The organism is Colwellia sp. MT41 (genome assembly GCF_001444365.1).
Lineage (GTDB): Bacteria > Pseudomonadota > Gammaproteobacteria > Enterobacterales > Alteromonadaceae > Colwellia > Colwellia marinimaniae.
The window spans coordinates 94,934-106,915 of record NZ_CP013145.1; the positions used below are offsets into that span (position 1 = coordinate 94,934).

General features: G+C 40.4%; 12 protein-coding genes and 1 pseudogene. 4 read left to right on the forward strand and 9 right to left on the reverse strand.

The window, feature by feature from the left end:
* Window positions 1-9 precede the first annotated feature (9 nt).
* Both CMT41_RS19405 and CMT41_RS00390 read right to left on the reverse strand, forming a co-directional pair.
* Window positions 10-171, reverse strand: a pseudogene (locus CMT41_RS19405) (VOC family protein); the annotation flags it as partial.
* A gap of 24 nt (window positions 172-195) precedes the next feature.
* On the reverse strand, window positions 196-828 hold the full coding sequence (locus tag CMT41_RS00390; RefSeq protein ID WP_058026026.1) for an NAD(P)H-dependent oxidoreductase: 633 nt from the start codon (window positions 826-828) through the stop codon (window positions 196-198).
* Window positions 829-1,006: 178 nt separating this feature from the next.
* On the opposite strand from CMT41_RS00390, the gene CMT41_RS00395 reads away from it, so the two are divergent.
* Window positions 1,007-1,624 carry a helix-turn-helix transcriptional regulator gene (locus tag CMT41_RS00395; RefSeq protein ID WP_058026027.1) on the forward strand — a complete coding sequence of 206 codons (618 nt, stop codon included), beginning with the start codon at window positions 1,007-1,009 and terminating at the stop codon, window positions 1,622-1,624.
* Between the two features lie 251 nt (window positions 1,625-1,875).
* Here the strand turns inward: CMT41_RS00395 and CMT41_RS00400 are convergent, their stop codons facing one another.
* The gene (locus CMT41_RS00400) at window positions 1,876-3,261 is read right to left on the reverse strand and encodes a GAF domain-containing sensor histidine kinase (protein WP_058026028.1); all 1,386 of its coding nucleotides are present in this window, start codon (window positions 3,259-3,261) and stop codon (window positions 1,876-1,878) included.
* 147 nt (window positions 3,262-3,408) lie between these two features.
* On the opposite strand from CMT41_RS00400, the gene CMT41_RS00405 reads away from it, so the two are divergent.
* Window positions 3,409-4,137 (forward strand): GGDEF domain-containing protein, encoded by a 729-nt coding sequence (locus tag CMT41_RS00405; RefSeq protein WP_058026029.1) that lies wholly within the window; start codon window positions 3,409-3,411, stop codon window positions 4,135-4,137.
* Between the two features lie 257 nt (window positions 4,138-4,394).
* On the opposite strand, the gene CMT41_RS00415 is transcribed toward CMT41_RS00405, so the two are convergent.
* From CMT41_RS00415 to CMT41_RS00440, 6 genes are all read right to left on the reverse strand, one after another.
* The gene (locus CMT41_RS00415; RefSeq protein ID WP_058026031.1) at window positions 4,395-5,060 is read right to left on the reverse strand and encodes a YceH family protein; all 666 of its coding nucleotides are present in this window, start codon (window positions 5,058-5,060) and stop codon (window positions 4,395-4,397) included.
* A gap of 148 nt (window positions 5,061-5,208) precedes the next feature.
* A complete protein-coding gene (locus tag CMT41_RS00420) occupies window positions 5,209-6,072 on the reverse strand; it encodes a YicC/YloC family endoribonuclease (RefSeq protein ID WP_058026032.1) in 864 nt (287 codons plus the stop codon).
* Window positions 6,073-6,186: 114 nt separating this feature from the next.
* Window positions 6,187-7,116: a DM13 domain-containing protein gene (locus tag CMT41_RS00425; RefSeq protein ID WP_058026033.1), complete on the reverse strand. Its 930-nt coding sequence runs from the start codon at window positions 7,114-7,116 to the stop codon at window positions 6,187-6,189.
* Window positions 7,117-7,239: 123 nt separating this feature from the next.
* Window positions 7,240-8,967, reverse strand: a complete 1,728-nt coding sequence (locus CMT41_RS00430; protein WP_058026034.1) for a GMC family oxidoreductase — start codon at window positions 8,965-8,967, stop codon at window positions 7,240-7,242.
* A gap of 109 nt (window positions 8,968-9,076) precedes the next feature.
* Window positions 9,077-9,811, reverse strand: coding sequence for a gluconate 2-dehydrogenase subunit 3 family protein (locus CMT41_RS00435; protein WP_058026035.1), 735 nt, complete (start codon window positions 9,809-9,811; stop codon window positions 9,077-9,079).
* A 72-nt stretch (window positions 9,812-9,883) separates the two neighbouring features.
* Window positions 9,884-10,435, reverse strand: a complete 552-nt coding sequence (locus CMT41_RS00440; RefSeq protein WP_058026036.1) for a thioredoxin family protein — start codon at window positions 10,433-10,435, stop codon at window positions 9,884-9,886.
* A gap of 134 nt (window positions 10,436-10,569) precedes the next feature.
* On the opposite strand from CMT41_RS00440, the gene rph reads away from it, so the two are divergent.
* Together rph and pyrE are read left to right on the forward strand one after the other, a co-directional pair.
* Window positions 10,570-11,283, forward strand: a complete 714-nt coding sequence (gene rph / locus CMT41_RS00445) for a ribonuclease PH (RefSeq protein WP_057179210.1) — start codon at window positions 10,570-10,572, stop codon at window positions 11,281-11,283.
* A gap of 33 nt (window positions 11,284-11,316) precedes the next feature.
* Complete coding sequence (gene pyrE, locus CMT41_RS00450) at window positions 11,317-11,982, forward strand: orotate phosphoribosyltransferase (protein WP_057179211.1); 666 nt, start codon at window positions 11,317-11,319, stop codon at window positions 11,980-11,982.

An 11,982-nucleotide genomic window follows, 5' to 3' on the forward strand; every position in this document is an offset into this window, starting at 1 on the left:
GTAGTCGTTTTATGCCTGGTATTTTTTCTCAATCCGCCAAGGCGGATTTAAACGATTTTCTCCTGCCCAATAGAGTTTTATGTTGTTGCCACTAGGGTCAACTAGGCTTGCTTCGCGCCACAGGTAGGACTGATCTGTTGGTAACTGTTCAAATTGAATGCCTCGTTGTTGATTTACTTTAGTCTGACGATTAATTTACATACCGTACGGGTATAAATACTCGTTGTTATAGGTATTGCCTTGTAAGGTTTCACGTAATATTTTCATCGCCTGGCTGTAATAAAACAGTGTATGTAAGCTATAACCAATACGGTGGCGGATACTTTTATCTCGACGAGTTATAGCGTGATCTTCTTGCTGGTTATGTTCATTAATCGTATTAAGAATTTCTTCAACATTTCTAATAATTAGGTGATCGGGAATAGCAACTAACTTGTTATTGGAAAAGGCATTCATGCGTAATTCTGCGATAGGGTAAGCGCCGCTAATACCATTAACCACAGACACTAGCAGTACTGGTTTATGACCAATATCGGCCGCTTGCGCCATCATTAATAAGTTTTTTAATAACGGTGAGGCTGTACCGCCCCATTCTGGGGTAATAAGTATTAAGGCATCCATCGTTTGTAATTGAGCATTTATGGCCAGCCAATCACTATCATCTTGTTGTTTACTTATCTCTTCACCATCCCATAGGGGTAGGCGCTGTTTACATAATTCAATATGCTGAACGGCACTAAATTGACTACTGTTGTCAGCTAGGTAATTAGCAACTTTAGCGCTTTGTGATTGAGTACGTTGACTGGCACTGATAATAACTAAATTCATCACAATTCTTTCCCGGTATTAAGTAAAGCTTTCTATTTGTTTAATAAGGTAAACACTTTACAAAAGAAGATCAAGTAAAATATAAACAAAAAACTTTACTTAATATGATGCTAGACGATGAAATCATGCTAAAAATGGGTAATAATGGCGTTATACCTACCTTTCGGCCGGAGATCTAATGAAGACTCATGAAAAAATAATTCAGCTATTAAAGACCGAAGGGCCGTTAACGGCAAAAATATTGGCGAGTGAATTAGGTCTTACCACCATGGGTGTGCGTCAGCATGTACAAGGCTTGGAAGACTCGGGCGATGTGGTTTTTAAAGACGAAAAAGCGGCTCGTGGTAGACCAACCCGGTATTGGTCATTAACGGATAAAGGCAATAGTCGTTTTGCTGATCGTCATGATGAATTAACCGTGCAGTTACTCGATTCGGTGATTAGCATCTTTGGTGACGATGGCATGGAAAAACTGATCAGTCATAGAGAAGAAACGGCGATGGCAAACTATCGATTAGCCTTAGCCGATAGATTTGGTATCGAAGAAAAATTACAGACTTTAGCGAAACTGCGTAGTGATGAAGGTTATATGGCGACAGTGGAACAGCATGACGGCGTTTTTTGGTTAATGGAAAACCATTGCCCTATTTGTGCCGCGGCCAGTAAGTGCTTAAGTTTTTGTCGTTCGGAATTACAAATGTTTCAAGCGCTTATGAGTGAGGTCGCTACCGTTAGCCGAGAAGAGCATATTATTGATGGTGCTAGGCGCTGTGCTTACAAAGTAACACCCACTTAAAGTGGACTAACCTAGCAGTGCTACAGCCTGAGTATATTGTTTTAATGCAGTTTCTTTATTACCAATAAAAACAATATTGCCCCGTAATAAGCGCTAGCCCGAAAGGAAAGAGCAGTAGTGCTAATGAAGACTTTAATTTAAGTGTATTTAGAAAGGTAAACATTTTATCACATCCATGATGTTTAAATAAAAACATTGATGGCTAGGGAATATCCAGAAATCATAAGCTAATAAAAGTATTTGATTAGGCTTTAATTACTTGTATTTGCTTTGAATTTATAGTGAAAACAGGCACCAGACTTCGTCTTTTTTACTTCGATAGAGCCATTGATTTTTTGGTTAATTAAGTTAAAGACAATAGACATGCCTAAACCTATGCCACCTTGTGCGCGCGCTGTGGTAAAGAAAGGTTCAAAAATATGTTGCTGTGCTTTTTTAGATAAACCACGGCCATTGTCACTGTATATAACGTCGACTTCACCCGTAGTGAGCTGTTTAATCTCAATAGTAATTTTATTTTCTTGACGGGCATTATCTACCTCAGCATTGTGCTTGCTAGCAAAACCATGTTTAACACTGTTACTGATTAAATTAGTTAATATTTGTGCATGGATACCCGGGTAGGTAGCCAAAACTATTTGCTCTTGACACTCTATAGTAAGGCTAACCTTTTGCGGTTTAAGGATAGAGCGCAAGGTCGAAATGACTTGTTGATAATATTGACCAATATCAAGCGTTTCAATTTCTAATTGATGCTGATCAGCAGCAGTTTTTTTAAAGCTGCTAATTAATTTTTTAGCCCGGTTTAAGTTCTCTCCTTGCATCGCTATGGCACTTTCTGACGTTTTACGGAAGCGCTCCATATCTTTCATACTTAGGCTTTTAGTCGCCAGTTTATCTTGTAATTTATTAAATTCATCGGCCAAAATACTGTGGGTAGTTATGGCGATACCTAGAGGCGTATTTACTTCATGTGCAACACCGGCAACTAAGTTACCTAAAGCAGACATTTTTTCTGATTCTACTAATTGTTGCTGTGTTAGTTGTAATTGTTTTACTGTTTCGGATAGCTCTAAGGTGCGCGCAGCTATTTTATCCTCAAGGGATTGTTCATAATCAAGGCGTTCCAGTTCGGCGGCAATTCTACCTGAGAATAATTGAAATAGCGCCGATGTTTCCTTTTCCTTTTTATGCTCAGTTTCGAATAAGGCGACAATTATGCCGATCACTTGCTGTTTTGAATCAAGGAGCGGTGTACCTAAATAGGCTTGAATTTTCATATCAAACAATAATTGGTCTTTAGGGTAATACTTACAAATATCTTTAGGGTAGAAGCATACCGAATCAGCAGCGACATTAGCGCAAGGGGTATTTTCTAGGGAATACTCAAAGTTATCAACAATTTTTCCTTTGGCAACTAACACCTCTGTTCTACAACTATGAGCATGCGAATCTAACCGGGCAATAAAGGTGTAGTCAGCAGCAATCACTTTATTGAGCGCTAAGGTTACCTTAGTAAAAAATTCATCGCCATAACTGTTTGATACTGCCTCAATAATTTCTTGAATGTGAGTTAACATAGATACTCCCAAGTGCCACCATAACTTAACTATGGCATAAGCCATTTTATTTTTCATAAGTTATCTTCGCCTCTGTAGCGAAATAAAAATAACTTACTGATAAATAATATTATTGGCCTTATGTGCAACTATGAGTGAAAATTACTCGCATTTACTTTTGTTTTAGTTAATTATAGAAAAGGTAGTATTATTCTTGGGATAACTATGGTGCATTATAAGTATTTACATAGACGTTCATTTGTTCGAGATGGATTGTGGTTACTGGCAATAAATGCCATTTTGTTTGCTTTCTTTGCTCATTATGACGTCTTAGAAGTTATTATTAATTTGGTTAAAGAGTATGAACATTGGGAGCTTGATGAGTTTTTACCTTTAGGCGCTAGCTTAACGTTTAGTTTAGTTATTTTTATTTATCGTCGCTTGGTGGAATTGGGGCGAGTCACTCAAGCTTTTGAAGACCTTGCCAAACAAGACCCTCTAACACATGCTTATAATCGGCGTGCAGGTCAGGTTATATTGCACAATTTTTGTCAAAAAGCCCACAGTGAGGGCGAAGGCTTTAGTTTATTACAGCTTAATATTGATAATTTTAAGCGCATTAATGACTGCTATGGCCCGAGTGTTGGAGATGATATTTTAATAAAATTGGTTGCTATCATTCAAAAAAACATCCCGGCAAAGAGCGAACTTATCCATTGGCACAGCGATAATTTTCTTTTAGTTTTACCAACAAGTATCACTTCCCCTTATGAGTTTGCTAACAATCTTAGAGAAACCATAGCCCAGCAACTTTTTACTACCGATACTATTACTTGCAGTATGGGTTTAGCCACGTGGCAAAAAGGCTTTTCTTTATCCGATATGCTGCATAATGTTGAAGATGCCTTGTTGGATGCTAAAGCGGCAAACAAAAATACCATTAAGGTCGCTTAACGGTATTTAGCTGCAGTTGTCATCACTCTACATTCCGAATGTGAATGTAGATTAATGGCGTTAGCTGAGACGCTAGATTAAAGGCCTTATCGGTATCATAAAATTTATTGGCAAAAGCGGGTATACCGCAGTCATGAAATAGTCCTAGGGTATATAAATCGCCAGCTGACATCCCTAGAGATAACTTTAGCAAAATCGGCAAGAATGGCTTCATTATCATGCATTAGGCGTTACTTGCGGGTTAATTAAATCAACAATTATTCACTATCGAATAGCTCAGTTAATGTAGCTACTTGCTCTGTTAATGAGGCAACTTGTTGCTCTAACTCAGTGACTCTCTGAGCAAGTTGATTTTTATTGTCTGTGGGGGCTATTTTAACTGGATTATCACTGAATTCAGCCAAGCTGCTTTCATCAAAATCTGATAGTAAATGTACATAGCGTGAATCACGCCTTCCTGGCTCACGTGCCAGTTTTTTCACCAGTGGTTGACCGTTTAAGTCTTGTAATTGCTTTAAGGCATCTTCAACGGCACTAACATCGCTAAAGTCAGTCAGGCGATTAGTACGCGTTCTTAACTCACCCGGCGTTTGCGGTCCTCTTAGTAACAGTACACAAATGATGGCTCTTTGCTGGGCGGTGAATTTTAAACTGCCAAATTCGGTATCACAAAAGCGATGGAAATATTTATTTACTCGGCTGGAGGCTTTATGGTCGACCATTAATTTATTCAGTTGCACCAACTCATCGACTACGTTTTGCACGTCACTTTCTGATAATGACATTACTGGATCACGGTTGCTTTTTTGATTGCAGCCGAGAGTAATACCGTTTAATGACAGTGGGTATTGCTCTGGTGTGGTGGTTTCTTTTTCAAGCATGACGCCGATAATGCGGCATTGCTCAGTAGAGAGTGAGATCATTTTGAAGGCATCCTGATAAATTAGATGCTGATGTTATAGCAAGCAATATGCGATATTACTAGACTAATGTTGTTGATTGCTAATAAAAAAGCCACAGTTAATGATGGCGCTAACTATGGCTTTTTTATCGATAATATTGGCTTGAGTATTATTCTATATTCGCAATCTGCTCACGCATTTGTTCAATTAACACCTTTAACTCTACCGCGCTGGCGGTAATGTCGGAATTGATGGATTTAGAGCCTAGGGTATTGGCTTCGCGATTAAATTCTTGCATCATGAAATCTAAACGGCGACCTTGGGCGCCACCTTTATTCAAGATCTTTTTAGTTTCGCTCACATGGCTGTTTAAACGGTCAAGCTCTTCAGCGACATCCATTTTTTGGGCCAGTAATACTAGCTCTTGTTCAACACGACCTGTGTCTAGCTCAATTTTAGCATCGGTAAACTTATCGATAATGCGTTTACGCTGCCATTCAATCACTTCAGGCATTCGGCTTTGTACTTTATCGGCTTCAACAGATATCGCCTCAAGGCGTTGTTCAATCATGGCTTTAAGGTTTTCACCTTCACTAGCGCGGGCAGCAATGAAATCTATTAAGGCGGTATCAAAGGCCGCTAAAAGTTCAGTTTGAATAGCCGACATATCGGCTTCGGGTGCTTCCATTACCCCAGGCCAACGCATTATTTCAACAGGATTTACTTGGCTATTCAGCGTGTGTCCATTAATCCAGTTAGCATGCTCAATAAGTTGCAAAGCCAAGTTTTCATTAAGCGCAAGCTCACTTTTGTTGGCTGCATTGGCATTAAAGCGTAAGTTACATTCTACCTTGCCGCGATTTAACTGTTTGCGAAAACGCTCACGTAACACCGGCTCAATGCCACGAAACTGTTCAGGTAATCGAAAATATGTTTCTAAAAATCTTTGATTTACTGAGCGTATTTCCCAGACTGCATTGCCCCAGTCACCTTTTATTTCAACGCGTGAAAACGCCGTCATGCTGTAGATCATAATCTTTCCTATTATTACTCAAAAAGTTTGTTTTATAAGAATGAACAGCAGGATTATGCCTGACCTTGTTATATCTAGCCAGAAATTCAGTGCTGACAAAACCCCTTTTGTCAATTAAGGGGTAAATTCCATTTGGCCAAAGTTAGCATTAAAATCGACACACCAAACACTTAGACCGGTTAAGTCATCTAAGGTTTTATTACGGGGTAATTTAATAATAAAGCTAGCATTGTCAAACACCTGACCATTAAGTCTGTTACCTATTGAAAAAGCCTCATTGCCAGCATATAAATGCTCTGTAGCGCCGTAGATGTATACCTCGGGGCCACCACCATCATAACTAAATTGCGTTATTTCAATGGTGCAGTCATCTATAATTGTCGCTTTGCCTGAGACATTGTGGGCAAAAGTATTGAAGAAACCACTATGACCAACTTTGTCATGTTCTTTACTGCAGCTTGTTATATTGTTATCACTGATCTGATTCAGTGTTAACTGAAAGTGCTCGATTGCCATTGAGGCAGGAATGAGTGTTTGGTAAACGCCACCACTTTGGCTGACGAGTTCCGCGACTTGTTGGGCAAAATCACTGGCGGAAAAGTCAATAATCAAGTTAGTGGCTAATTGGTGCGCCGATGCCGTTATTTCAATGCCATTACTACTATCACCATCACTATCTAAACTTTGTAATAGCCGCAGCAGGTTAATGACTTCAATTTGATTAATATCGGTGGTTTGAAAGAGCTCTAACGGGGTTAAATAGAGACGGGCAAGTGTGGTGGGCAGTTCAATATCACCAATTGAGAAAGTGATCATTTCATTGTCTTGAAAGTTAAATTCGCCCAGCTCATTGGTTTGCCCACTTTGGCTAACCGTTTTATAGTTTAGCCCAGTAACCGCTGAATCTAGAAATATACCAGTATAAGTGGTAACCGCCGAAGGGGGCGGATTTAAATTATTTGCTACTTCAGCAATCTTGTCATCTGAACCGCATGCGGTTAATAACAGGGCTAATATGGCAGTTAATAGTAATTTGACAGTCATATCCGGTCACCAATAATAAGTAAAATATAGAGACCGATATTGACGGTATAACTTCACAGAGATATCACCAATTGATAGTTTTTTAATATTTCTGCTAATGCTTACGCAAATAACACTGAGTTGTTAGGGCTTATTTGTCAGCGTTAACCAATGTGCTTTAATTTTATCCGCTACGCGAAAGGCATTGGCATAAATGGTAAAAGTGTAGGGTACGCTACCGCCAGTGGGCATAAACGAGCCATCAGTGACATACAAGTTATCAACTTCATGGGCTCGGCAGTTTTTGTTTAGCACTGAGGTTGTTGGATCATGGCCAAACCGACAACCGCCCGCCATTAAGTTTGTTGACGGGTAACCACTGACCGAGGAGGAAACATTTTTTGCCCCTAGGGCTGCTAGCAGTTTTTCTGCTTTTTTCGATAAGTACTCTCCGACTTCAAGGTCATGGTCATGATAGCCAATGCGCACCTTAGCGACTGGATCGCCCCATTGATCGGTAACTTCTTTATCTAAGCTGACAAAGCAGTCGTCAGTAGGCAGCCAATCATTAAATACTTCAAAACGTAGGGTTTTATAGCTGGTAAATTCTGTTTTTAAACTTTGCTTGAGATCTTCGCCCCAGAGTAATTGTGCAGTACCACTTTCATCACTAGCCCACTGTGTGCCTTGTGCTCTAGCGATAGGGTTTTGGTGAAATAAAAAGTCGATAGTGCCACCTTTGGCTTGGCCTTTTTTGTTGGCACCAGTAAAATTCTTGTCGTTAATTTGATACCAGTCTTGTAGTGCCCTATTAATAAAGGGACCCACTTGCTTTAAATCATTCACTTTTTGCTCGGATAAATCAGCATAAATGAAGTCACCTTGGCCGGTGCCACCACCACTAAAGAGTAAATTCTTGCCAACCTGACCACTATTATTCGCTAGGCCTTGAGGGAATTTTTCACCGGTTGAAGCCAGTAATAAGCGCGAGGTTTCTACTGCCTGACAAGCAACCACATATATTTTGGCACTGACAGATTTTTTACGACCGATTTTATCGTAATAATGTACACCGGTAATTTTACCCTGTTTATCACTGGCAATTTTATAAACCTTGGCATTGGCTTTAATGGTGCAATTACCCGATGCCACGGCATGGTTTAATAATGCGGCTCTGCCACTACCTTTAGCGCCAGAAGAGCAGCCATAGCTGCTGCAATAACCTGAATACTCGCAACTGCCTCTGCCCATGGCTGGTTTAGATAAAATGGCTCTAGGAACGGGAATGGCATGATAGCCAATTGCTGTCGCGGCTTTATCGATCCATGCAGACATGGGTAATTCGGCAATAGGAGGATAGGGAAAGTCGGTAGAGCGCGGCTCTTGATGTGGGTGTTTAACCACACGGCCAGATACGCCAATTTCACGCTCTACCTTGGCATAGTAGGGTTCGAGTTCGTCATAAGTAATCGGCCAATCTACGATATTGGCACCTTTTATCGCACCAAATTCAGATTCTAAGCGAAAATCTATCGGTTTTAACCGGTGAAAGTAGCCACTCATAAAATTAGATGAGCCACCAACCACAGTACCATTCCACCAACTCCAACCCGAATCACTGGTTTTTTCACCTTGCCAGAAAGGTTGGTCATTTTCATCTAGGTATTCTTCTTCAATAACGTGCTGTTCATCACTTAACTTGGGGTTGTAAGCATCATGAATACTGATGGTCAGCTCATCTTTGAAAAATTCTTTTTCCGTTAACCAAGGGCCTTTTTCTAGCACTAAGACCTTGGCACCGGCTAGCGCTAATTGGTGGGCAATAGGGGAGGCGCCTGCGCCGCTACCAATGATGCAAATATCATAACTCATTGAAAACTCCAAGATTTAGGCGAGGTAAAGGCGTTGTTATCAATAACTCGGTAGCGGCGGGCAGTACCGTCATTACCAGTGCAGCAAATGTCATTATTTAACGAAACGGTCATGCTTTGCGGGTTCCTTGATGGGCTTTTTTCCGCCGGCTGGCGAGGCGTTTATTATCGTATTGCTCTGGGCTAAGTAAATCAATGCGGGCGCGAGTAGGTAATTCAAAATAGCGTTGACCTTTTTCTGGCAGGGGAAAACCTGCTTGATGTTCTAACCATTGCCAACCGATACCGTTAGGATTGCCGCCGTAACTAGGGGCTGATAACATGGCTTCAAAAATGTAACCGAGTAGGGTATTTAACCAATTCTGTCCCGCGGTTGATTGGCTAATACCACGTAATAGCTGTTCTTTATCGGTAAAACTTAATTGGGCAAAGTCGGCAGATTTTTCGCTATTAGCATAAGCATTTAACCAACCAACCCCCTTGAGAATAAAATCTTTTTCATCTTGCTCGGTCGGTTGTACATTCATCACTTGATATAAATAAGCGGTGGCCTTTATTTCTCTGGCACTTGGGCCTGTTGCTGAGCTGGGCAATAAATGATTAAGTGTGGCATCTAGAGTTAACCATGGTTCTGTTTTAACTAAGCTGTTAACTAACTCATGCAGCGAAATTTGTGTTTTTGCGGTGATACTAAAGCTGGATAAACTGGCTAATGCGCCCATACCCGCGGCTGATTTAAGAAAATGACGTCTATTGTGCTGTAGTTGCTTTTGTCTCTCTTTGATAAATTCAGGTGTTTGGTAATTTTTATCAAAAAAAGACCTACATTGCTCTTCATTAATCACTAACTTGCTCCCCTAACCTAGGCCGATCTGATCTTGGTATTACTCGGTTTATGTCTTGCTACTCATTTTGAACTATTCTGCCGCGTTAGTTGTTACTAACTGTGCTGGTATTGCGGTGGCCTTCACTGACCAGTCGCTGAGAAAACGTAACCATTGAGATTTTGAATAATTATTGTCGGCCAGTAATTCGGCGGTATCTTTAGATAAAATCATTTTACCTTGTGCCGTGGAAACATACATATGCGGATAACCCAATACCGGCGGTAGTGATTTCATAAAGTCATTATTTTCATTACTGTCACTGACATTAATTTTCAGCAAAACATATTGACTATGCAAAGCTTGATATACCTCGGGATTTTTAGCAAGAAAGCTATCCATCTTATGGCACCAGCTACACCAGTTACCGCCAATTTCAATTAATACTTGGCGATTAGTCTCTTTGGCCAAAGCCAGTGCTGCTACCGCATCTTTAAAAGGGTCGCGTTGCTCATCATAGATTTTGCTGTAAGTGGGTAAGTCAGAGGCTATTACTGTTGGTGCAGTATAACTAGTAGCACTTACGGTAATAACAAAGTTTAAAAATAAGCTTAAACTGATAACTAAGGCGGTGATAATTTTCATGGTGCTCTCTGCTGATTTTCGGTGCTTGGGACAATTAACATGACCTTACTTTACTGAACTATATTTCAAAAAAGTCTGATAGGCATTATAATAGCGGCAATTATTTTATCCGTCTTTATATATAGGAACACTTCATGCGTCCAAGCGGCAGAACATTAGGGCAAATTCGCCCAGTAACGATTACCCGTCATTTTACCACTCATGCAGAAGGCTCAGTACTTATTGAGTTCGGCGATACTAAAGTGATTTGTACTGCTTCGGTTGAGGTTGGTGTACCACGTTTCTTAAAAGGCCAAGGTAAAGGTTGGATTACGGCGGAATACGGCATGTTACCTCGCTCTACTCATACACGTATGCGTCGTGAAGCGACTACTGGTAAGCAAAGTGGTCGTACGTTAGAAATTTCTCGCTTAATTGCGCGTGCCTTACGTGCCGCGGTTGATTTAAAAGCGTTAGGTGAAAATACCATTTCTATCGATTGTGATGTTATTCAAGCCGATGGTGGTACCCGTACTGCTGCTATTACCGGTGCTTGTGTGGCTTTAGTTGATGCACTTAACTATATGCGTGCTAAAGATATTATTAAAACGAACCCGCTAAAACATATGATCGCTGCCGTTTCTGTTGGTATTTATAAAGGTGAAGTGATTACTGATTTAGATTACCCAGAAGATTCAGCCGCAGATACCGATATGAACGTGGTGATGACAGATACCGGTAAACTTATTGAAATACAAGGTACTGCTGAAGAAGAACCGTTTAGCTTTGAAGAGATGCAAGCCATGCTTGAATTAGCAAAAAATGGTATCAACGAATTATTCGACATACAAAAAGCAGCATTAAGCTAAGCTATATTCAGTTAAGTAAACAGGAAAATAACTATGAAAGATTATCAACGCGAATTTATTGAATTTGCTATCGAAAAGCAGGTATTACGTTTTGGTGAGTTTACTTTAAAGTCTGGTCGAGTGAGCCCGTACTTTTTTAATGCTGGTATGTTTAAAACCGGTGGTGATTTAGCGCGCTTAGGTCGTTTTTATGCGGCGAGCTTAATGGACGCAAAAATTGATTTTGATGTGATTTTTGGTCCGGCTTATAAAGGTATTCCCATTGCCACTACCACGACTATTGCTCTGTACGATCACCATAATCTCGATGTGCCTTATTGCTTTAACCGCAAAGAAGCCAAAACCCATGGTGAAGGTGGCTCATTAGTAGGCGCTGATCTTGAGGGTAAAATTATGCTTGTTGATGATGTTATCACCGCAGGTACTGCCATTCGTGAATCAATGGAAATCATTAAAGCACACGGCGCACAGCTTTCTGGTGTCTTGATTGCTCTTGATCGTCAAGAGAAAGGTCAAGGCGAGTTATCAGCGATTCAAGAAGTTGAACGTGATTTTGGTACGCAAGTTGCGTCAATTGTCACTTTAGGTGATGTGGTAGCTTTTCTTGAAGAAAAAGTTGCCGCGCAAGGTGCTGAGAGTTCAGAGCTAGCAGAAAACTTAGCCAGTATTAAAAAATACCGCTTAAGTTACGGTATTTAA